The following is a 20,599-nucleotide window of genomic DNA, read 5'->3' as shown; positions in this document are numbered from 1 at the left end:
CTCCGGCCTTCCTCTTCTCTCTCCAGGAGTCTCATGACGTCTACCGACACCGGCGCCATCCGCGCACAGCAGCAGGAGATCGATCCGAAGGGCATGCGCGTCATCTGGCTGCTGCTGATCGCAGCCTTCACGGCGATCCTCAACGAGACGACGATGGGCATCGCCATCCCGCACCTCAACGCGGACCTCGGGCTCGCGCCCGAGCTGGGCCAGTGGCTCACGAGCGCCTTCATGCTCACGATGGCCGTCGTCATCCCGACGACCGGCTTCCTGCTCCAGCGCTTCACGACGCGCCAGATCTTCCTCGCGGCGATGATCGCGTTCTCGCTCGGAACGCTCGTGTGCCTCATCGCGCCCGGCTTCGTCGTGCTCCTCCTCGGACGCGTCATCCAGGCCGCCGGCACGGGCATCATGATGCCGCTGCTCATGACGACGATGATGAACGTCGTCCCGCCGCAGTCCCGCGGCCGCATGATGGGCCGCGTGGGGATGGTCATCTCGCTCGCACCGGCGATCGGCCCGACCCTGTCGGGCGCGATCCTGACGACGCTCAGCTGGCGCTGGATCTTCGGGATCGTGCTGCCGATCGCGCTCGCGTCGCTCCTCATCGGCGCGAAGTGGATGACCAACCTCGGCGAGACGCGCAAGGCGCCGATCGACGTGCCGTCGGTCATCATGTCGGCGATCGCCTTCGGCGGGATCGTGTACGGCCTCAGCCAGTTCGGCGGGGGCGCCCACGGCGCGGCCGCAGACGGCGGCGCGAGCATCTCGCCGGTCGCGTCGGGAGCCATCGCGCTCGTCGTCGGCCTGGTCATGCTCGCGGTCTTCGTGATGCGTCAGCTCAAGCTGCAGCGCATCGACGACGCGCTGCTCGATCTGCGCGTGTTCCAGTCACGCAACTTCACGATCTCCATCGTGATCATGGCGCTCATCGCCCTCACGATGTTCGGCTCGCTCACCCTGCTGCCGCTCTACCTGCAGAACGTCGTGGGCCTCGACGCGCTGCAGTCGGGCCTCATCCTCCTCCCGGGCTCCGTGCTCATGGGCCTCCTCGGGCCGATCATGGGCCGGATCTACGACGCGAAGGGCCCGCGCACGCTGCTCGTGCCCGGCACGATCATCGTGGCTGCCGCGATCTTCGTGTACGCGACGGTGAGCGAGCACACCCCGTGGTGGCTGCTCATGGCGGTGCAGACGGCCATGTCCGTCGGCATGGCGATGTCGTTCACGCCGCTGTTCTCGGCCTCGCTCGGATCGCTCGAGCGCCACCTCTACTCGCATGGCTCTGCCGTGCTCAACACGCTGCAGCAGGTCGCCGGCGCGGCGGGCGTCGCGATCCTCATCGCGACCTACTCGAGCATCCTCCATGCGGGCGAGGAGGCGGGCGTGCCCGCAGCCGCAGCCGGCGCCCCCGGCGCGCGAACGGCCTTCCTCATCGCGGCGATCATCTCGCTCGTCTCGGTCGCGCTGTCGTTCTTCGTGCGCAAGCCCGAGGAGCAGGAGGGCATGCCCGGCGGCCACGGCCACTGAGCTCCCTCGCACGCAAGAGGAGAGGGCCCGCGACCATGGTCGCGGGCCCTCTCCTCTTGTGCGCTCAGGTCAGGACGACTGCACACCCGGCCAGCTGCACGCGCCGTCGGCGCATGCGGGGGCGTCCTCCGCGGACGCGGTCAGCAGCGGGACGAGCGGCGTCGCCCTGGTCTCCTCGGTCGTGGACATGCCGACCATGCTACGCCCGCGAGAGGACCCGGGCTCCGGAGCGTCAGTCATCGCCCTCGTCGTCGACAGCGCCGTCCGGATACGCCGGCACCTCGGGCTTCGACGAGAGGAAGACGATGCTCGCGACGAGCCCGCCCCAGATGAGGACGGCGGCGATGATGAAGAACAGCGTCGCGATGGCGGTCATCGCAGGTCTCCCTTCAGCGACACGGCGTCCGTCGCCGGCCACGGCTCGAACTTCTCCGGATCATGGCGCCACCGTGCGCCCGTGAGCGCGATCGCCCCGACGACCATGATGGCGACCGATCCCCAGCCGACGATTCCCAGGTAGGTCACGGGGTAGCCGCTGTATCCGTCGACGAGCAGCTCCACGATCTTCGAGACGAGCATGTACGCGAGGACCACGGGCGCGACGATCGAGACGAGGAAGAGCCACACGCGGCCGACCTTGAAGGTCGACAGGGTGCTCAGGTGCGACGCGAGCTCGGGGCCGGCTCGACGCACCCACAGCACGACGATCGAGACGATGATCGCCGAGGCCACGATGCCGATGTTGTTCGCCCAGTTGTCGACCGTGTCGAGCGCGGTGAGGCCGGACGTGGTCGAGAAGAGCAGGATCGAGACGACCGCGAGCACTCCCCCCAGACCGTAGACGACCTGCGAGCGCGTGAGGCCGAACTTGTCTCGCACGGCCGCGATGATCACCTCGAGGATCGAGATGAGCGAGGTGAGGCCGGCGAGCACGAGTGCGCCGAAGAAGAGGGCGCCGAACCACTCGCCGCCCGGCATCTGCGAGACGATCGCGGGGAAGGTCATGAACGACAGCGCGACGCCGGTCAGCCCCTCGAGCTCCGCCACCGGGATGCCCTGCTCGAACGCGAAGAACCCGAGCGTCGCGAAGACGCCGATTCCCGCCAGCAGCTCGAACGACGAGTTGCCGAACGCGACGACGAGGCCGGGAGTGGTGAGGTTGACACGCCGGCGGCGGTAGGACGCGTACGTGACCATGATGCCGAAGGCGATGGACAGCGAGAAGAAGATCTGGCTGTACGCCGCGATCCACACGGATGGGTCGGCGAGCGCCGCGAAATCCGGCGTGAAGAACGCCGTGAGCCCGTCGATCGCGCCGGGGAGGAACAGGGCGCGAACGACGAGGATCAGGAACCCGATCACGAGCAGAGGGATGAAGATGACGTTCGCGCGCTGGACGCCCTTCACGACGCCCGCGCCGAGCACCACGAGAGCGACCACCCACATGAGGACGAGCGGGATCAGCACACCGGGAACGAACTCGAAGGTGATCGGCTCTGCCGCCACCTGCAGGTACTCCCCGACGAAGAACGCGGTGGGATCGGACCCCCAGCGCAGATCCCACGAGAAGACGAAGTAGCTCGAGGCCCAGGCGAGCACGGCGGTGTAGTAGATGCAGATGAAGACGCAGATCATCACCTGGAACCAGCCGATGCTCTCGCCCACGCGCCCCGCGAGGCGTCGGAAGGCGAGCGGGGCGGAACCGCGGAAGCGGTGCCCGATCGCGTAGTCGAGGAAGAGGATGGGGATGCCGGCGGTCAGCAGCGCGACGAGATACGGGATGAGGAAGGCTCCTCCCCCGTTCTCGTAGGCGACGCCGGGGAAGCGCCAGATATTTCCGAGGCCGACAGCCGACCCGAGCGCGGCGAGGATGAAGCCGATCTGACCGGTCCACACCTCGCGTGCCGGAACGGCGCCGGCCGTGTTCGTGCGAGACATTCTGTATCCCTTCACTGGGCGGTTGTCACGCCATCTCAGTATCGAGCGAGCGTAGCAACATGCTCAGCAGACGCACAGGTGGCTCACCTGGATATGGCAGATTTGATCGGATGAGCCAGCCGACTGCATCCTCCGCTCCCGACCGCGCCGCACGGCGCGCGGTCACGGTCTTCCCGATCCTCGTGCTGGTGGCCGGGGTGATCGGATTCCTCCTGCCGGGAGCCGCGCCCGTGCTCGGGCCCGCAGTGCCCTGGCTGCTCGGATTCATCATGTTCTGCATGGGTCTCACCCTGACGCTCCCCGACTTCGCGCGCATCGCGAAGCGCCCGTGGATGGTCCTCGTGGGAGTCGTGCTGCAGTACCTCATCATGCCGCTGACCGCGTGGCTCATCGCGTTCGCGCTCGGCCTCCCGCCCGAGCTCGCGGCGGGCGTCATCCTCGTCGGATGCGCCCCGGGCGGAACGGCGTCGAACGTCGTGACCTACCTGTCACGCGGCGACACGGCGCTGTCGGTCACCGTGACGACGTGCTCGACGCTGCTCGCGCCGATCATGACCCCGCTGCTCACGCTGTGGCTCGCCGGCACGTTCCTCGAGGTGCCGTTCGGCTCGATGATGGTGTCGATCCTGCAGACCGTCCTGCTGCCGATCATCGCCGGCCTCGTCGTGCGCCTCTTCCTGCGCGCGTTCGTGGAGCGCGTGCAGGCATGGTTCCCGTGGCTCTCCACGATCGCGATCTCGCTCATCGTCGCGGCCGTCGTGGCGGGCAGCGCGGATCGGATCGTCCAGGCCGGCCTCATCGTGTTCCTCGCGGTCGTGCTGCACAACGGCCTGGGGCTCCTGCTCGGCTACCTCGCCGCGATCGCGCTCGGGATGACCCAGCGCGAGCGGCGCGCGATCTCGATCGAGGTCGGAATGCAGAACTCCGGGCTGGCCGCATCGCTCGCGGCCGCGCACTTCTCGCCGCTCGCGGCGCTGCCCGCGGCGGTGTTCTCCGTCTGGCACAACCTGTCGGGTGCGCTGTTCGCGATGGTCATGGGCCGCCGACCCGTGACCGACGAGCCGTCAGCGCCCGAGCCCGTGCGCGAGCGCTGACGATCCGCGCGCTGGCGGGAACCGCCCCGCCAGCGCGCGGCCGTCCGCTACTCGGCCATCCGCTCACCCGCGGGAGACAGCACCCACCACACGTCGTTGACGCCCTGGCCGTTCACGTCCCCGGCTGCGGCATCGCCCGCGAAGTAGTAGAGCGGCCAGCCGTTCAGCGTCACCTGCGTCTCGCCGTCGACGCCCTCGATGGTGCCCACCTCGCCGGTGACGCCCTCCACCTCCGGCAGGTCGCCCTCGACGGTCACGGCAGGCCAGTTCTCGGCGCACTGCCCCTCGCAGGTGCTGACCCCGGCGCCCTGGGTGTCCTGGTCGAACATGTAGACGGTCATGCCCTCGCCGTCGACGACGATCTCGCCGAGCGGCGACTCGGCCACCATGAGGGTCGTGCCGTCGCCGGTCATCTCATCGGGCGAGGTCATGGGCTCCGAGGACTCCGACTCGGACGGCTCCTCCTCGGGCTCGGCGGCGGGCGCCGAGCAGCCGGCGAGCGCGAGCACGAGCACCCCTCCCCACACGGCCGACCTGATCACGTGCTTGCGGAACATGGCGATCCTCCGTTCACGACTGCGGTTCAGTCACCGGGGACACGATCCGCAGGCGCGTCGGGTTCACTTCCCCTTCAGCGGCGCAGCGCGCATGAGAACGTCGCCCGTCGTCGACGAGCGGATGTCGATGCTCGCGATCTCGTCGGGCGCGAGGGCCGTGCCGGCGCTCAGGCGGGCCGTCGATCCGGCTGTGGCCCGCCAGGTCGACAGCGCGCTCTCCGTGCCGTCTGCCGCCGTGACGACGAGGGTGTAGCGCCACTCGCGGTCGGAGGGGCCGTGTCCGTACGCGCACGTCATGTCGATGCGCGTGCCCCACGCCACCTCGGTGAGCTCCACCGACGCCTCGAGCGGCGCCGATCCGACGGGCGCCATCGCGACCACCGTGCTCTGCGGCTGCGTGACGGTCACCACGACGGGCACCGCGACGAGCACAGCGGCGAGCGCGGCGACGACCGCGACGCCCGCGCGCCGGCGCCGTCGCGAGCGGCGTGCGCCGAGCGCGACGAGCTGCGCGCGACGAGCGGCGTCGGGCCCGTCGCTGACGCGCTCTGCCTCGATCAGACCGCGGCCTCGGTCGGGTTCCACCCGAGACAGGAGCCCGACGATCGGAGCGAGGTCGGCGATCGCCGCCCGACAGCGCTCGCACTCGACGAGGTGGGCCTCGAACGCGGCGCGGTCGGCCGAACTCAGCGCGCCCAGCACGTAGGCCGCGTCCCACTCGGCGAACCGCTCGTGATCGGCGTTCATCGCGTCACCCCTCTCTCCTGCAGCGCGAGGCGCAGCGCCCGCAGCCCGTAGTGCAGCCGGGACTTGACCGTGCCCTCCGGGATGCCGAGGTCCGCGGCGATCTCGACGGTCGACAGGCCGCCGAAGTACGCGCGGACGACGACGTCGCGATGCGCATCCGAGAGGACGCCGAGCGCCTCCTCGATGAGCAGGGCGTCGAAGATCGCGTCGGTCGCGTCCCGCACAGCCGATTCCGGCGTCTCGGCGACCGCGATCTCACGGCGATGCCGCGCGCTGCGCGCCTCGTCGATGACGATGTGCCGCGCGACCGTGTACATCCACGAGCGGGCCGTCTCCGGATCCTGCGCGAGGATGCGCGGCGTGCGCCAGGCGCGCAGGAGCGTCTCCTGGACGACATCGTCGGCGCCCGCGCGATCTCCCGTGAGGTGGACGACGTAGCGCCACACCGGGGCCGCGTGCGCGTCGAACAGCGCACCCAGTCGTGTCGCGTCATCGCCCGGCATCGCACACCTCCCCACTGAGGCAACGAGATGCGCGGTGCCCGGGTTCATCTGAACCGCTCGCCCCGCCATCCCGTGTTCCGAGTATGAACCCGTTCGAGGTCGCCGGCCTCCCCCTCCATCCGCTCGTCGTGCACGGTACGGTCGTGCTCGTGCCCCTCACGGCTCTCGCGCTCGTGCTGGGTGCGATCCTCCCGTCGGCGCGTCGACGACTCGGCGCCGTGACGCCCCTCGCGGCCGTCGTGACCGTCGTGCTCGTGTACGTCGCGGTCGTGTCGGGCGGAGCGCTCAAGGAGGTCGTCGGTCCGCTGCCTCAGGTCGCGCGCCACGAGGCGCTCGCGGTGCTCGTCCCTCCCTGGACGATCGGGATGGCCGTGGTCGCGGTCGCGCAATGGCTCTGGTTCCGGCGGCGCCCGGCGGATGGCGCGAGCACGCGCGAGGCCTCTCGTCGCGATCGCGTCGTCGGCGTCACGATCGCTGGTCTCGCTCTCGTCACCGCATCGGGAGCGACGGTCTCGGTCGTCCTCGCGGGCGAGGCGGGAGCGCGCGCCGTCTGGGGCGGCTGAGTCAGCGCCGCGGGCGCACGGCGACGATCGCCGCATGCGGCCTCGCGCCCGGATCGGCCCGCTGCTCGATGTCGGTGACCGCGAACCCGGCCGCCTCGAGAGCGCGCCGCATCTCGGCGGCCGGCCACCGGTGCGCGGTCACGACCTTGTGCGGGAACGGCTCGATGTCGGCCCCGTCGAAGAGCCCGATGAGCAGCGAGCCTCCCGGCGTCAGAGCGCGCTCGAACTCGGCGAGGACCGCCGGGATCTCCGCGGGGTCGAGATGGATGAGCGAGTACCACGCGAGGATGCCGCCGAGAGAGCCATCGTCGACGCGGAGGTCGCGAAGATCCCCGCGCCGGAAGGTCACGTCAGGGAAGCGCTCGCGCGCGCTGCGCACGAACGCGTCGACGAGATCGACGCCCTCGACCGCGCACCCGAGATCGTGCAGGTGCTTCGTCCAGTGACCGGGCCCGCAGCCGGCGTCCACGATCCGGCCATCGACAGACCGCGCCCAGGCGGTGATGCGCCGCTCGTCCGCGGGCGCCATGGCGTCCACCGATCCGAGCAGCCGCACGTACTCGTCCGCGCGCGCGGTGTACGCGTCGCGGACCGACACATCCGACGGCATCACGGTCATCCGGCTCCTCCTCTCGCGCGAGCCGCCCGGCGGGGCCCGGCCTCGATCGAGGCTACGCCGGCCCGGGTCCCGCCGCGCCGGAGTGGAACGGGCAGCGCCGGACGCGCCCGCCCGACGCGGGCATCGTCGGGAGCCTCCTCCGATTGACCTCCAGTCCGGAGCCGAGGATGGTCACCTGCGGGTCGCTGAGAGCGGCGATCGCGGTCGCGAGACCGGCGATCGCGAGCTTCTCACCGGGGCACCGATGCCCCGTCGCGACATCCGCGCCGCCGTGCGGCACGAACGCGGCGAGGGCCTCGTAGTCCTCGACGCCCGCGAACCGCTCCGGATCGAACTCGTCGGCGCGCTCCCACGAGCGCTCGTCGGTGTTCGTCCCGAGGATGTCGAGGACGACGCGTCCGCCTGCGGCGACGCGGCGGCCGTCGAGCTCGACGTCGGCGATGGCCCAGCCGGGGAGCATCGGCACGAACGGCGCGGTGCGCCGGATCTCCTGCGCGAACATCGTCGCGAGCGGGCCGCCCACGAGCGAGCCCCGCTCTCGCGTCTCCTCGGCGATGCGCTCGCGCCACGCGGGTCGCTCGTGCAGCTCCTTCGCGGCGAACGCGGCGAAGCGCGCGACCGCGATCATCGGCCGCATGCTGTTCTGCAGCTCGATGCCGGCCGTGCGCGCAGGCAGGAGTGCGCCATCCGGCTCTCGGTGGTCCGCCCAGGCGCGCAGCGCGGTGTCCGTCTCGGCCTTCAGCTCGCCGGCGCGGACAGCCGCGATCAGCCGCTCGGCATGGCGATCCGACCAGAGCCGGTTCGCGAGCGCGAGCAGATAGGCAGGCGAGTAGGGCGAGCCGAACCCGTCGACGATCTGGGCGAGCCGCCCCGCCCAACGCGTCTGGGCGTCGGCCGTGCCGGGCAGACCCGCCCATCGCATCGACGCACGCCCGAACGCGCCGACCGCGGCATCGTAGGCCGAGCGCGTGCCGCCGTCGCGCCATGCCTCGAGCTCGGTGCGCCACTCGCCCTCGAGGTGCGGGCCGAACCTCTCCACCTGCGCGTCCTCGTAGGCGACGTCGACGAAGGTCGCCTTGCGATGCCGGTGCGCCTCGCCGTCGAGACTGTGCACGGAGCCGTGCCCGAAGAGCGACTCCTGCACGATCGCGGGCATCGCCCCGTGCCGCGCGATGCGGCTCTCGTCGTAGAAGACCGCGACGCCCTCGGGGCCGCGCACGAAGAGCGTCTCGTCGCCGAGGAGCCGCATCGGCGCGGACCGCGCACCGTCGCGCACGCGGCTCCAGATGTGCGAGCCGAAGTCGTACCCGCGCAGGAGGAAGGACAGGGAGTCGTCGTGCAGCAGGTTGCCGAGTCGAGATGTCCGCATGCTCCCACCGTCTCAGGGATCAACGCGCCCCTCCAGGGGGCGGCGCCGAGCACGGCGGTGTGCTATCGGAGGACGCGTCATATCCACATGGCAGGATGACGGAGGACGCCCGCTCGCTCGGAAGGACCACTGCTCCATGCCCCTCTCCCCGAAACGCGGCGCCGCCGTCGCGCTCCTCGCGCTGCTGCTCCCTCTGGCCGCGTGCACGAACGGCGCCGAAGACGCCGCCCGCGCCGCGGCGGACGACCTCGCCCAGGCCCTGTCCGAGCGGACGCTCAACGGCGTCGCGCTCACGGAGCCGGACGCGGCCGCCGCATTCGACGAGCAGATCGCCCCGCTCGCGGACTACGCGGTGAAGGTGTCGGCCGACGAGGTCGAGCGGGACGGCGCCGAGGCGACCGTCGCCCTGCACTGGAGCTGGGATGTCGACGGCCACGAGTGGACCTACGACACGACGGCCGCCCTCGTGGAAGGCGAGGACGAATGGGCCGTCGACTGGACGCCCGAGACGCTCATCCCCGAACTCGGACCGGATGATCGGATCGAGATCCAGCGCACCTTCTCCCCGCGCGCCGAGGTCCTGGGACGTGACGGAGCCCCCATCGTCACCGACCGCCCGGTCGGCCGGTATGGCCTCGACAAGACCGCGATCCCGGCGGAGGAGGTCGGCGCCTCGGCGGAGCGGATCGCGTCCGCCGTCGGCATCGATCCCGCCGCCTTCCGGGCATCCGCGGAGAGCGCCGGCCCTGAGGCCTTCGTGCAGGCGATCGTCGTGCGCGAGGGCGAGGAGGATCAGCACGTCGATCCCGCCTTTTCGAGCATCCCCGGCGCACTCGTCGTGCCCGACGAGATCCCGCTCGCGCCGACGCGCACGTTCGCGCGCGAGATCCTCGGCACCGTCGGCGAGGCGACGGCCGAGATCGTCGAGGACTCCGAGGGCGCCGTGCGAGCTGGCGACCAGGTCGGGCTCTCCGGCCTGCAGGCGCAGCACGACCGTCAGCTTCGCGGAACGCCGACCACCGTCATCGAAGCGGTCGGCGCCGAGGACGAGCGGCGCACGCTCGCGGAGTGGCCCGGCGAGGACGGTGAGCCGCTCGCGCTCACCCTGGATCCCGCCATGCAGATGCACGCCGAGGAGATCCTCGGCGGCCTCGGCGGCGAGGACGCGCCGGGGAGCGCGATCGTCGCCATCCGCCCGTCCACCGGCGAGATCCTCGCGGCGGCGAATGGCCAGGGCAATGCGGGCCTCAATCTCGCGACCACCGGCGAGTTCGCCCCGGGCTCGACCTTCAAGCTCGTGACCTCGCTCGCTCTCCTGCGATCCGGCGTCGCTCTCGACGACGTGCTCTCCTGCCCCGAGACGATCGAGGTCGACGGCTTCACGTTCAAGAACTACGACGACTACCCGGATTCGGCGCTGGGCGACGTGACCTTCCGCACCGCGATCGCGAACTCCTGCAACACGGCGCTCATCGGCGCCCGAGACCGGATCGCCGACGGCGCGCTCGCCTCCGCTGCCGCGTCCCTCGGGCTCGGCTCCGAGATCGACCTCGGCTACCCGGCCGGGCTCGGCCGGGTTCCCGAGCCCGAGAGCGAGACGGAGCGCGCGGCGGACCTCATCGGACAGGGGCGCATCATCGCCACGCCCCTGGCCATGGCGACGGTCGCCGCGTCCATCCAGGCCGGCGAGACCGTCGTGCCGCATCTGATCGCGGGCCGGACGGGCGACGCCGAGCCGGCGGATCCGCTCACGGCAGACGAGGCGACCGCGCTGCAGACCCTCATGCGCGCGGTCGTCACCGAGGGCTCGGCGACCTTCCTGAACGGCATCGGCGACGTCGGTGCGAAGACGGGCACGGCGGAGTACGGCGAGCCCGGCGAGGATGGCTCGCACCCCACGCACAGCTGGATGGTCGGCACGCACGGCGACCTCGCGGTCGCCGTGTTCGTCGAGGACGGGAAGTCGGGCGCCGAGACCGCCGGACCGCTGCTTCAGGCCTTCTTCGAGCGCTGGTGACCCGCGACGGCCCGATCAGGCTCGGGCCGCAGCGGCCCAGACCTCGCGCCACTTCGACGCGAGCGAGTCGATCGTCTCGTGCGCGTTGAGCCCGCTCGGCTGAGGAACGACCCAGAGCGCCACGCCGTCGGGCCATCCCAGGGCGAGGGGTGGGTCGTGCGCGCCGAGCCTGGCCTTCGGCAGCGAGAACGCCGCGCGAAAGGCCGTGATGCCCGCCACCGCGACGACGCGGGGCCGGAGGCGCGCGACCTGCGCGACCACGCGGCGACCGCCCGCCCTCAGCTCGTCACGGCTGAGCTCGTCCGCGCGGGCGGTCGCGCGGCCGACGAGGTTCGTGACGCCGATCCCCCGGCCGAGCAGCTGCTGCTCGTCTTCACCCGACAGCCCTGTCGATGCGTCCACCGCGCGGTCCGTGAGACCGGCGCGCTGCAGAGACGGCCAGAACCGGTTGCCCGGACGGGCGAACGGCGCGTTGACCGCAGCGGTCCAGAGGCCCGGGTTGATTCCGACGATGAGCATCCGCAGGGCCTCTGGGTCCGCCGGCAGGACATCGTCCATCGCCCGCGGGTCATCCGCCGCGAATCGCCGCAGGTCGTCCGCACGCGGCCGCCGCCCGCCGAGTGGCGATGGACGCCTCGGCTCCCCGAGCACGGGCGGCACGCCCTCGCGCGTGACATAGCGGCGTTCGATCCCCGCGGTCGCGCGCGCCCAGCTGCTCTGGGCCATCCGCGACCGATGGGCGGCGAAGGCGCTCTCGTCCGCGAACACCTCGTCGACCTGCCACGCGAGGGGGTCCGCGGTCGGGCGCACGTGGAACGCGAGGCACCCCGGCTCCGCGCGGGTCGCCGCGAGATGCGCGGGAAGGTGGCGATCGACGCGCTCGGCCTCGGCGGGCGTCGCGCAGAGGAGGTGTCCCGTGAGGACGATGGGCATCAGGCCCCCCGGCCAGTCGGGCGCGCGTCCGCGACGCGCGCCCGCGGGGCTGCGATGCCGCGGACGCAGACCGCGAGCGCCGTGCGCCAGGCCTGCTCCCCCTGCAGAGCGCGCCGGCGCTCGAGCGCCGCGAGCCCCTCGCAGAGGGCGTGGAACGCGCGGACCTGCGCCCCCAGTTCCGGTTCGTCGACCGAGCCGCCGACCCGCGCGACGCGTGCCCGGAGCTCGGCGAGCGCCTCACCCCGCGCCGCTTCCGCCGACGGCGCGTCGTCTGCCGTCGGGCGGTCGAGACCGAAGGCGAGAGCGTAGAGGGCCGGATGACGCGCGGCGAACGCGCGAAGCGCCAGTCCGGCCTCGACGAGGTCTGCCTCCGGATCGTCGGTGACGGGCAGCTCGGCCACGCGGCGCCCGAGCAGGTCGAACCCTCGCACAGCGAGCCGCGCGAGGAGGTGGCCCTTGGAGGTGAACACGCTGTAGATCGCACGCGTCGTGACGCCGGTCCGCTCGGCGAGGGCGCGCACCGACAGAGCCGCGAGCCCGCCCTCCTCAAGCACCTGCTCGGCCGCCTCGAGCAGGTCCGCCTCGGTCTCGGCGCCGTACCGTCTGGGTCGTCCCACCTTGACAGACTATCGTCACATCGTTACGTTACGTTGTAACGAAACTCGGGAGGTCATCGTGGACCCCACTCTCGCTCCGGTCGGACAGCACGCCTTCGGCGGGCGCCTCGAGCGCTTTCGCCTCCTCCGGCGCGAGCTCTTCGCGCGTCGCGGTCTCGAGCTGGACGAGCACCAGGTCATCCGCAGAGACGGGAGCCGCATCCATCTCCTGTCATCCGGCGGCGGCGACGAGGTCACCGTCTTCGTCCACGGCGGCGTGGGGAACAGCGCGGAGTGGGCGGACGTCGCGCCGCGCGTCACGGGTCGGGTCGCGATCGTCGACACCCCGGGCTTCGGCCTCTCGGATCCGCTCCCCTCCCCGATCGACGATTGGGGTCGCGCCTGCGCGAGCTGGCTGCTCGACGTCGTCGACGCCATCGGGGCGGCTCGCGTCCGCCTCGTCGGCTGCTCGATGGGCGGCTTCGCGACGATCCGGTTCGCGGCCGCTCACCCCGATCGCGTGGCGGGGCTCACGCTGGCGGGAAGCGCCGGCGGGCTGTTCGCGGACATCGGGCTCTTTCTGCGCCTGTGGACGGTCCCCGGCGTGGGCAAGGCGGTCTCGCGCCTGCCCCTGCGCGATCCGGAGGCCGTGCGCAGAAGGATGTTCGGGCCCTACGTGGCCGACCCCGCGCGGATCGCCGACGATGTGCTCGCGGTCGCCCTCGCGGGCGTGAACCTCCCGGGCGCGAGAGAGGCGAGCCGAGCGGTGATCCGCTCCGTCGCCGACGCGCGGGGCTGGAAGCCGGCGGCGCGCGTGGACGCTCTCCTGGTCGCCGCGGACGTGCCGACCGCCTTCGTGTGGGGCGATGCCGACATCCATGCTTCCCCCGACGTCGCACGCGCCCTCGCCGCGCAGATGAGCGCGGCCCGCGTCGTCGTCGTGCCGGCCGCCGGGCACATCCCCCACCTCGACCATCCCGACGCCGTCGCGGACGCCATCCGCTGATCGGCTCGCGGCGCGCCGCTCACGCCGCCGCGATGCGCCACTCCCCGCCGGGATCGCGCACGAGGCGGGCCTGCGCGAGGCCGAACGGCGGTGGTGTGACGCGTCGCCGCGCGTCCCAGAGCTCGATCTCGAAGGGGACGCACCGGACCACGACGAACGCGGGGTCGTCCGGTCCTGCCGGCCAGAAGGCTCGCCAGAACGGCATGAACCAGCGGCGGCGGGCGGCTGCGTCCTCGAGCATCTCCGCCGCGCATCGGACGGTGACACAGGCACCGTCGCGTTCACGGAGGTATGAGAGGACGACTCTTCCGCTCCGGCGGATCTCGGCAGCCTTCCGGCTGTGCGGCGACGTCCCGAAGTGCACGACGAGGTCGTCATCGGGCCGGAAGGGCTGCACAGCGCGGGCCCGCGGCCCACCCGGTGCGTCGGTGATGCACAGGCAGTAGCGAGCGCGCATCGTCGCGCGAGCGACGTCGAGCCAGACGTCGACGGATGCGCGGTGCGCGCGGATGCCCCGGCGGCGCACCACCGCGCCGATCCGCTCGAGGAGAGCGCGCCGGGCTCGCCGGACGCGCGAAGTGGACCGCGCGCTCACCGGGGCAGCTCGATTCGCGCGAGACGAGCAGGCCCCGCGTAGGCGTCGATGGCGACGATGCGCTCGCCGAGCACCGAGAAGGCCATCACCGAGACCGCACGCTCCCCCACCTCGATGACGACGCCCGGCCGTCCGTCGACGAGCACGGGCACGAGCCGCGCGTCGGGGTTCGCGAACATCATCGCGTTGCCCGCGACCGCCTCGGCGCCGCGCACCACACGGAGGGGCGAGGTCGCCGTGTCCGCGCGCAGGACGACGTCGGGATCGAGCACGGCGATGAGACGCGGCAGGTCGCCCGAGCGGGCCGCCGCGAAGAACGCATCGAGCACGGTCCGCTGCCGCCGCGGGTCCGCGTCGCCACCTCCTCCCGCCGCCTGCACACGACGCCGTGCACGGGACGCGAGCTGGCGCACCGCCGCGGGAGACCGCTCGAGAAGCTGGGCGATCTGCTCGAAGGGGACGTCGAAGGAGTCGTGCAGCACGAAGGCGACGCGCTCCGCGGGGCTGAGCCGATCGAGGACGAGCATGAGAGCGGCGCCGACGGCGTCTGACAGCTGCGCCGCGACATCCGGAGCGCCCTCCGGAGTGTCCGTGTCCACGACGGGATCGGGCAGACCCTGTTCGTAGGCGATCTCGTTGCGGGTCGCGCGAGCGCGCAGCGCATTCAGACACACGCGCGATGTCACGGTCGTGAGCCAGCCGCCGAAGTTGTCGACGTCATCGTCGCCTGCGCGTGACACGCGAAGCCACGTCTCCTGGACCGCGTCGTCGGCGTCTGAGGCGGATCCGAGCATGCGCTGGGCGAGCCGTGCGAGCCGCGGTCGGTGCTCCTCGAAGCGGATGGCGAGGTCGTTCTGATCGGTCATGTCACATTCCCTCTGTTCGGCGGGTCACTCTACTGACCGCCCGAAACGCGGCGGTGTGACAGCACAGATGCGATACGAGGAGACCACCATGACCGACACCGCTCTGCTCACCCCCGCCGACGCCGACGCCGTCGTGGCGCACAAGGCGCGCATGCCCCATCCTGCCTTCCTCCTGGAGGGCGGGCTCGATGCCCTCACGGGGCTGAACCGCGTCGCCCGCTCGGCAGGACTGCCCGAGCCCCTCCTGCATCTGCTCTGCCTGCGCGCGAGCCAGATCAACGGCTGCAGCTGGTGCGCGGTCGACCACGCACGCGAGATGAGCGAGGACGGCGCATCGCCCGAGCGGATCCACTCGGTCGCCGCCTGGCGCGATGCGCCGTACTTCACCGAGCGAGAGCGGGTCGCGCTCGAGTTCACGGAGGCGATCACCCGCCTCGCCGATCACCACGACCCGATCTCGGACGAGCTCTGGTCGCGCGTGACCGAGCTGTTCGACGCTCGCCAGATCTCGGCGCTCCTGTTCGAGATCGGCGCGATCAACGTCTGGAACCGGATCAACGCAGCCATCCGTCAGCCCGCAGGGCGACGCTGAGCACGCCGGGCCGCGCCGCGTGAACGTCGGCGCGGCCCTGACCTGCGGCGCATCCCCCTACGCGGCGAGCGCGGCGGACGAGACGATCTCATCCACGCGCGCCGCGTCGGGCTCCTCGAGGGTCTCGTAGATGAGGTGGACACGGGCGTCGCGGATCCCGCAGAACTCGGAGATGCCGACCCGCAGCTGGACGTCGAGGGCCGTGTCGAATCCGTGGCGCGCGTAGTACGCCGACGAGGCGCCGGCCAGGCCGATCCAGAGCATGCGCGTGCCGTCGAGGGTCGACGGCTCGTAGGCGAACCCCCGGTTCCACACCCGATCGACCCAGCCCTTCGCGATCGCAGGCAGACCGAACCACCACACGGGGAAGACGACGACAACGAGGTCCGCGGCGGCGATGCGAGCCATGTGCGCCCGGACCTCCGCCGAGTACTCCTTCGTGTGGTCGGCCCAGTCGGGCTCGTCCGCGGTGCGCAGCGACGGATCGAAGCCCTCCGCATACAGATCCAGGACGTCCACCGTGCTGCCCTCGGCGAAGAGCGTGTCCCGAACGCGCGCCGCCGTGGCGGCGGTCAGCGAATCACGGCGTGGATGTGCGACGACGACGAGCGCGTGCATCGATCTCGACTCCCTTCGGCGGTGGCACCGCATACTTGATCGGCTCAAGCATTACCGTGGCACATTTGCTTGATTGGATCAAGTGTTATGCTCGGCGCATGGCAGCTCCGTCAGGACCCGTGCCGGCATCGACGGACGCCGAGCGCGCGATGTTCGACTTCGTCGACGCCTACGACAGGGCCTATGAGATCGCGGCCGCGCAGCACGAGATGAGCGTCGCCCAGGCGTGCGTGCTCGGACGCATCTCCAGCCCGCGCGGGATGCGCGAACTCGCCGACGAACTCGAATGCGACGCATCGAACATCACGCAGATCGTCGGCCGACTCGAGGCGCGAGGACTGGTGGAGCGCCACGCGAATCCCGACGACCGCAGGTCTCGACTGCTCATCCGCACGCCGTCCGGCGACAGCCTCAACGCCGCCTTCGAGCAGAGCTTCGCGTTCGCGAGGACAGCCGCCTCCCGACTCAGCGCTGACGAGCAGAGCCAGCTGGCCCAGCTCCTGCACAAGGCACTCGGACGAGCCTCGGCCTGACGCCGCGCGGGCTGAGACGGCGGCGTGGGCCGAGGATTCGTCACGTCGCACCGGCAGGAGCCATCCGCCCCTCCCCGACTCGCAGCCCGACAGCGCTCAGCCCGCTGCCCGCGACATCCTCGCCGCTGCGGCCCGGACGCGGTCGCGCAGCTCGTCCGGGCCGTCGATCGTCACCTCGCAGTCGAGGGCCGCGATCACGGGCGGCAGCCAGTCGAGGCTCTCGGCATGGATCTCCGCCCGATACCAGGGCAGGCCGTCCTCGGTCGCACCCTCTCCGTCGTCCAGCCGCTCGAGCCGGGCCACGCTCCGCGGCAGGTGAGGTCGGATGCGATCCTCGGTCGCCCGGATGCGCAGCACCACCTCCCACCGGTAGTCCGCGTCGGCGAACCGATCGAGCAGGCCCTCGGCATCCGGCCGGCGCGGCGGAGCGAAGGTCTCGCGCAGAGATCGAGCTGACCGAACCCTGTCGACGCGGAAGGTCCGCTCCTCCTCCCGATCCGTATCGAAGGCGATGAGATACCACCGATCCCCGTGCGCCACCAGGCCATGCGGATGGACCACTCGTCGGGAGAGCGCGCCGTGACGGTTGACGTACCGGAGATCGAGCGCCTGCCGAGATGCGACGGCCTCCGCCAGGGTGAGCGTGATGGCAGGGTCGGGAGCAGCGGCACCGCCCTGAGGGGTGCGCATCGTCGCACCGAGAAGGGCGTCGACCCGCTCCGCCTCCGCGGCCGGGAGCGCTCGCCGGATCTTGGTGAGGGCCGTCTGCGCCGCGATCTCGGGGTCACCCGACGCCGTCTGGGCGCGGACGAGCCCGAGATAGACAGCCACCGCCTCCTCGGCGCTGAACATGAGCGGGAGGACCCGCTCGCCCGGCGCCAGTCGATAGCCGCCGTAGCGCCCCCGCTGCGTCTCCACGGGCAGCCCGAGATCGACCAGCCGCGCCATGTCCCTGCGGATGGTCCGCTCATCGACGCCGAGCCGATCGGCCAGCTCGCCGACAGTGCGCTGATGCGCGGACTGCAGGAGGTCGAGCAGGCGCAGGGCGCGAGCGGTCGTGTCGGCCATCCATCCATTGTCCTCCGCATACAGGACATCTTTCGCCCGGTATTGCTCGTACCGTCACGTCTGTGGCCGAGTGCGTCGGCCACGGACAGGACAGAAGGAGAAGGCCATGGAGCTGGCAGCCACCCGCATCATCACCGACGACGTCGACGCTCTCGTCGCGTTCTACGAGGCAATCACCGGAGCAGCCGCCGAGCGACTCCACCCGATGTTCGCCGAGCTTCGGACGCCATCCGGCACGCTGGCCATCGCCAGCTCCGCGACCGTGCACCTGCTCGGAGACGGCGCCGCCGAGGCCCACGCGAACCGCAGCGTCGTGCTGGACTTCCTCGTCGACGACGTGGACGCGACCTACCGGGCCGTTCAGGACGTCGTCGAGGTGTTCGTCAACGCGCCGACGGACATGCCCTGGGGCAACCGGTCGCTGCTCGTCCGCGACCCGGACGGCAACCTCATCAACCTCTTCACGCCGATCAGCGAAGCGGGCCGGCGGCGCTTCACGAAGGACGTCGGCGCCGAGCGCTGAAGGCGCGCCCCCTCCGTCGGAGCGGAACGCCACCACGGGCGCTATGCTCGGCGCCGAGCGCGGAAGCCGCGTTCTTCCGGCGCCTCGTCCGATCGGAGAGCTCATGACCACCACCTCGGCCTCCGGCGACGCACCTGCCGCGTCCGCGCAGCACGGGATGACGCCGATCCCCATCCCCGAGCAGCCCGACGCCATCGAACTCGGGACGGGACAGCTGCCGGAGGCTTCAGCACCCGAGGCGTGGCACAGCCAGTACGGAAGCATGTTCGCTCGCAATGTCAGCACCGCCACGCTCACGCCGTTCCTGCCCGACCCGGCCACGGCGACGGGCACCGCCGTGATCGTGGCTCCGGGCGGCGGATTCATGTCCCTGTCCATGGAGAACGAGGGGTGGGACGTCGCCCGCGCGCTCGCGAGCCGCGGCGTCGCCGCCTTCGTGCTGAAGTACCGTCTCAAGCCGACTCCAGAGGATCTGGACGACTTCGACGCGGCGATCAGGGCGATGCTGGCCGCACCGCGCCTGTCGGACCGGCATGACCCGGCCACGGCGCTCCGCGGTCTGGATGCGCAGATCGCCGACGCTCGCGCCGCTTTCGCGCTCGTGCGAAGCCGCGCGGGCGAGTGGATGATCGATCCCGCGCGCGTCGGCATGGTCGGCTTCTCCGCGGGCGCGATGCTCACGGTCGCAACGGCCCTTGTCGGCGGGGATGCGAAGCCGGCGTTCATCGGCGATGTCTACGGCCCGCTCACGGCCTTCGACGTCCCTGAGGACGCCCCGCCGCTGTTCATCGCGCTCGCCGCGGACGATGGCCTGATGGACCCGAGGGGGTTTCCCCTCGTCGAGAGCTGGCGCGCTGCGGGGCGGCCGGTCGAGCTCCACTTCTATGAGCGAGGCGGCCACGGCTTCGGCATGTATCCGAAGGAGACGACCAGCACGGACTGGTTCGGCTCGTTCGTGAGCTGGATGAGGATGCACGGTCTGCTGGAGCGCGCTGAGCCGACGTCTCGCTGAGCGCTGCGACTGCGCTACAGGCTGCTCGGCTTCTCGCCCCTGATGAAGCCGTCCTGCAGGTATCCCCCCACGGAGTCGAGCACTGCGCGGCACATGCCTGCAAGCGCGGCGTGATCATCCGCCCCGCTGTCGACCCAGGCGGCAAGACCGAAGGGATCCTGGTTCGCGCGCAGCTCGCGCAGGAGCCACTTCCCGGTCCCGACCCAGGCGGGCATCGAGCGCAGGGCCAGCTCAGCCGCCTCCCGCCATGCTGTCGCCATGAGCACACGGAGGGTTCCCGAGTCTGCCGCGTCCTCCAGATCGTCGACGAGCGCCGAGAGGCTGTAGCGGCGCACTCGAAGCTGATCCCTGTCGATGGGTGCCGGCCCGGCGGCGAGCGTCGCGCGCGACGCGGAGACCAGTTCGTCCGCGATGTCGCCTTCGATCAGCGACACCCCTGAGCCGATGAGCCGATCCAGAACGGGACGAGCATCATCGCGCCCTTTGTCCAACCAGAGCTGCAGCGCGTCCGGCCCGTAGACGAAGGCCTCCACCAAGCGCCCGTTGTGCGTGGTGGTCTGAACGAACGCCGTCGTCGACCATTCGCCGGGCAGCACCACGAGAATGTCCAGGTCCGAGGTCTCGGTCGCTCTCCCGGACGCAGCGCTCCCCCCGAGGAACGCCGCAGACGCCTGCGGGTAGTCGGCGCGCACGAATGCTCGTGCGCAATCAACGACGTCCGTCACGACAGCCACTCTCGCCGAGCTGCGCTTGGATCTGGCGAATCGTGGATCCGAGCACGCCGCGGGACAGAAGGCCAGGTGCGAGCGGACCTGACGGATCGGCGCCGAGGGGCGGAAGCAGACGCAGCGCCTCACGCTCGCGCTCGCTGAGGTCCGCCACTTGCCAGCGCACCTCCTCCTGCACCAGCTCCGGCTGCTCGGGGTGCGCAAGCGAGACCGCCTTCGCGGCGTACGCCGCCGCGCCCAGCGCGTGAGCGGCCATGTGGGCGACAGCCGCCGCCTGGCCGACGGCGCGAGCGGCCGCCACTCCGGCGGAAGTGGTCGCGGCCCGTGCCGCTTTCAGAGCGACGAGGCGCTTTCGGATCTCCTGCCCAGCACTGCTGTCCCCGGCGCTGAAGGCGCGAGTGCGGGCGACGGCATCGAGGATCTCATCTCGCGCCACGTCGTCGGCATCGAACAGCGGGAGCACCCGCTCAGCGCAGGACAGCGCCCACCGCGCCAGCACGCGCCGGTCGGAGTCGCTCAATGTCTGATTCGACACCACGCGGCGAGGATATCCGACGCGGAAGCTCAGGCTCGCCAGTGCCCAGGACGCCGC

At 71.4% G+C, this 20,599-nt stretch carries 24 protein-coding genes and 1 pseudogene; 9 read left to right on the top strand and 16 right to left on the bottom strand.

Annotation, left to right across the window (positions count from 1 at the left end):
- Nucleotides 1–33: 33 nt before the first annotated feature.
- Nucleotides 34–1,530, top strand: a complete 1,497-nt coding sequence (locus tag ACOWU6_RS01680; RefSeq protein ID WP_421074488.1) for an MDR family MFS transporter — start codon at nt 34–36, stop codon at nt 1,528–1,530.
- Between the two features lie 232 nt (nt 1,531–1,762).
- Here ACOWU6_RS01680 and ACOWU6_RS01675 read toward each other — a convergent pair whose 3' ends face one another.
- Together ACOWU6_RS01675 and ACOWU6_RS01670 are read right to left on the bottom strand one after the other, a co-directional pair.
- On the bottom strand, nt 1,763–1,906 hold the full coding sequence (locus ACOWU6_RS01675; protein ID WP_271173703.1) for a MetS family NSS transporter small subunit: 144 nt from the start codon (nt 1,904–1,906) through the stop codon (nt 1,763–1,765).
- Nucleotides 1,903–3,468 (bottom strand): sodium-dependent transporter, encoded by a 1,566-nt coding sequence (locus tag ACOWU6_RS01670; protein ID WP_271173704.1) that lies wholly within the window; start codon nt 3,466–3,468, stop codon nt 1,903–1,905. The genes ACOWU6_RS01675 and ACOWU6_RS01670 overlap by 4 nt, the downstream gene beginning before the upstream one ends.
- Before the next feature lie 110 nt (nt 3,469–3,578).
- Here ACOWU6_RS01670 and ACOWU6_RS01665 point away from each other — a divergent pair, with 110 nt between their 5' ends.
- The gene (locus ACOWU6_RS01665) at nt 3,579–4,562 is read left to right on the top strand and encodes a bile acid:sodium symporter family protein (protein ID WP_324014453.1); all 984 of its coding nucleotides are present in this window, start codon (nt 3,579–3,581) and stop codon (nt 4,560–4,562) included.
- Nucleotides 4,563–4,609: 47 nt separating this feature from the next.
- Here ACOWU6_RS01665 and ACOWU6_RS01660 read toward each other — a convergent pair whose 3' ends face one another.
- The 3 genes from ACOWU6_RS01660 to ACOWU6_RS01650 all read right to left on the bottom strand — a co-directional run bounded on the left by ACOWU6_RS01660 (nt 4,610) and on the right by ACOWU6_RS01650 (nt 6,369).
- Entirely contained in the window at nt 4,610–5,119 is a 510-nt protein-coding gene (locus ACOWU6_RS01660) for a hypothetical protein (protein ID WP_421074487.1), read from the bottom strand.
- 63 nt (nt 5,120–5,182) lie between these two features.
- Nucleotides 5,183–5,866, bottom strand: coding sequence for a zf-HC2 domain-containing protein (locus tag ACOWU6_RS01655; protein WP_282979541.1), 684 nt, complete (start codon nt 5,864–5,866; stop codon nt 5,183–5,185).
- Nucleotides 5,863–6,369 carry a sigma-70 family RNA polymerase sigma factor gene (locus ACOWU6_RS01650; protein WP_271173708.1) on the bottom strand — a complete coding sequence of 169 codons (507 nt, stop codon included), beginning with the start codon at nt 6,367–6,369 and terminating at the stop codon, nt 5,863–5,865. The genes ACOWU6_RS01655 and ACOWU6_RS01650 overlap by 4 nt, the downstream gene beginning before the upstream one ends.
- A gap of 83 nt (nt 6,370–6,452) precedes the next feature.
- On the opposite strand from ACOWU6_RS01650, the gene ACOWU6_RS01645 reads away from it, so the two are divergent.
- Nucleotides 6,453–6,932, top strand: a complete 480-nt coding sequence (locus tag ACOWU6_RS01645; RefSeq protein ID WP_271173709.1) for a DUF2231 domain-containing protein — start codon at nt 6,453–6,455, stop codon at nt 6,930–6,932.
- Between the two features lies 1 nt (nt 6,933).
- On the opposite strand, the gene ACOWU6_RS01640 is transcribed toward ACOWU6_RS01645, so the two are convergent.
- Together ACOWU6_RS01640 and ACOWU6_RS01635 are read right to left on the bottom strand one after the other, a co-directional pair.
- Complete coding sequence (locus ACOWU6_RS01640) at nt 6,934–7,551, bottom strand: class I SAM-dependent DNA methyltransferase (RefSeq protein WP_271173710.1); 618 nt, start codon at nt 7,549–7,551, stop codon at nt 6,934–6,936.
- A gap of 52 nt (nt 7,552–7,603) precedes the next feature.
- Nucleotides 7,604–8,920 (bottom strand): cytochrome P450, encoded by a 1,317-nt coding sequence (locus ACOWU6_RS01635; RefSeq protein WP_421074486.1) that lies wholly within the window; start codon nt 8,918–8,920, stop codon nt 7,604–7,606.
- Between the two features lie 136 nt (nt 8,921–9,056).
- Here ACOWU6_RS01635 and ACOWU6_RS01630 point away from each other — a divergent pair, with 136 nt between their 5' ends.
- A complete protein-coding gene (locus tag ACOWU6_RS01630) occupies nt 9,057–10,937 on the top strand; it encodes a penicillin-binding transpeptidase domain-containing protein (RefSeq protein ID WP_421074485.1) in 1,881 nt (626 codons plus the stop codon).
- Between the two features lie 15 nt (nt 10,938–10,952).
- On the opposite strand, the gene ACOWU6_RS01625 is transcribed toward ACOWU6_RS01630, so the two are convergent.
- From ACOWU6_RS01625 to ACOWU6_RS01615, 3 genes and pseudogenes are all read right to left on the bottom strand, one after another.
- Entirely contained in the window at nt 10,953–11,495 is a 543-nt protein-coding gene (locus ACOWU6_RS01625) for a mismatch-specific DNA-glycosylase (protein WP_421074546.1), read from the bottom strand.
- A gap of 174 nt (nt 11,496–11,669) precedes the next feature.
- Nucleotides 11,670–11,870, bottom strand: a pseudogene (locus ACOWU6_RS01620) (putative quinol monooxygenase); the annotation flags it as partial.
- Entirely contained in the window at nt 11,870–12,487 is a 618-nt protein-coding gene (locus ACOWU6_RS01615; RefSeq protein WP_324014446.1) for a TetR/AcrR family transcriptional regulator, read from the bottom strand. The gene ACOWU6_RS01615 and the pseudogene ACOWU6_RS01620, both read right to left, overlap by 1 nt.
- A gap of 58 nt (nt 12,488–12,545) precedes the next feature.
- On the opposite strand from ACOWU6_RS01615, the gene ACOWU6_RS01610 reads away from it, so the two are divergent.
- On the top strand, nt 12,546–13,472 hold the full coding sequence (locus tag ACOWU6_RS01610; RefSeq protein WP_421074484.1) for an alpha/beta fold hydrolase: 927 nt from the start codon (nt 12,546–12,548) through the stop codon (nt 13,470–13,472).
- A 19-nt stretch (nt 13,473–13,491) separates the two neighbouring features.
- Here the strand turns inward: ACOWU6_RS01610 and ACOWU6_RS01605 are convergent, their stop codons facing one another.
- The gene (locus tag ACOWU6_RS01605) at nt 13,492–14,001 is read right to left on the bottom strand and encodes a pyridoxamine 5'-phosphate oxidase family protein (RefSeq protein WP_271173715.1); all 510 of its coding nucleotides are present in this window, start codon (nt 13,999–14,001) and stop codon (nt 13,492–13,494) included.
- Between the two features lie 62 nt (nt 14,002–14,063).
- Nucleotides 14,064–14,933: a sigma-70 family RNA polymerase sigma factor gene (locus ACOWU6_RS01600; protein WP_421074483.1), complete on the bottom strand. Its 870-nt coding sequence runs from the start codon at nt 14,931–14,933 to the stop codon at nt 14,064–14,066.
- An 88-nt stretch (nt 14,934–15,021) separates the two neighbouring features.
- Here ACOWU6_RS01600 and ACOWU6_RS01595 point away from each other — a divergent pair, with 88 nt between their 5' ends.
- Entirely contained in the window at nt 15,022–15,525 is a 504-nt protein-coding gene (locus ACOWU6_RS01595) for a carboxymuconolactone decarboxylase family protein (RefSeq protein WP_421074482.1), read from the top strand.
- 57 nt (nt 15,526–15,582) lie between these two features.
- Here the strand turns inward: ACOWU6_RS01595 and ACOWU6_RS01590 are convergent, their stop codons facing one another.
- On the bottom strand, nt 15,583–16,143 hold the full coding sequence (locus tag ACOWU6_RS01590; RefSeq protein ID WP_421074481.1) for an NAD(P)H oxidoreductase: 561 nt from the start codon (nt 16,141–16,143) through the stop codon (nt 15,583–15,585).
- Between the two features lie 98 nt (nt 16,144–16,241).
- On the opposite strand from ACOWU6_RS01590, the gene ACOWU6_RS01585 reads away from it, so the two are divergent.
- Nucleotides 16,242–16,676, top strand: a complete 435-nt coding sequence (locus tag ACOWU6_RS01585) for a MarR family winged helix-turn-helix transcriptional regulator (RefSeq protein ID WP_421074480.1) — start codon at nt 16,242–16,244, stop codon at nt 16,674–16,676.
- 96 nt (nt 16,677–16,772) lie between these two features.
- On the opposite strand, the gene ACOWU6_RS01580 is transcribed toward ACOWU6_RS01585, so the two are convergent.
- Nucleotides 16,773–17,744: a helix-turn-helix transcriptional regulator gene (locus ACOWU6_RS01580; RefSeq protein ID WP_421074479.1), complete on the bottom strand. Its 972-nt coding sequence runs from the start codon at nt 17,742–17,744 to the stop codon at nt 16,773–16,775.
- Nucleotides 17,745–17,850: 106 nt separating this feature from the next.
- Between ACOWU6_RS01580 and ACOWU6_RS01575 the strand changes: the two genes are divergently transcribed.
- Together ACOWU6_RS01575 and ACOWU6_RS01570 are read left to right on the top strand one after the other, a co-directional pair.
- Nucleotides 17,851–18,267 (top strand): VOC family protein, encoded by a 417-nt coding sequence (locus ACOWU6_RS01575; RefSeq protein ID WP_421074478.1) that lies wholly within the window; start codon nt 17,851–17,853, stop codon nt 18,265–18,267.
- 103 nt (nt 18,268–18,370) lie between these two features.
- Complete coding sequence (locus tag ACOWU6_RS01570) at nt 18,371–19,279, top strand: alpha/beta hydrolase (RefSeq protein WP_421074477.1); 909 nt, start codon at nt 18,371–18,373, stop codon at nt 19,277–19,279.
- Nucleotides 19,280–19,293: 14 nt separating this feature from the next.
- On the opposite strand, the gene ACOWU6_RS01565 is transcribed toward ACOWU6_RS01570, so the two are convergent.
- Both ACOWU6_RS01565 and ACOWU6_RS01560 read right to left on the bottom strand, forming a co-directional pair.
- Nucleotides 19,294–20,004: a nucleotidyltransferase domain-containing protein gene (locus tag ACOWU6_RS01565; RefSeq protein ID WP_421074476.1), complete on the bottom strand. Its 711-nt coding sequence runs from the start codon at nt 20,002–20,004 to the stop codon at nt 19,294–19,296.
- On the bottom strand, nt 19,988–20,545 hold the full coding sequence (locus tag ACOWU6_RS01560) for a putative immunity protein (RefSeq protein ID WP_421074475.1): 558 nt from the start codon (nt 20,543–20,545) through the stop codon (nt 19,988–19,990). The genes ACOWU6_RS01565 and ACOWU6_RS01560 overlap by 17 nt, the downstream gene beginning before the upstream one ends.
- Nucleotides 20,546–20,599 lie beyond the last annotated feature (54 nt).

The organism is Microbacterium sp. SA156, assembly GCF_049065455.1.
Taxonomy (GTDB): Bacteria; Actinomycetota; Actinomycetes; order Actinomycetales; family Microbacteriaceae; genus Microbacterium; species Microbacterium barkeri.
This window is presented reverse-complemented; position numbering and strand designations above follow the sequence as displayed.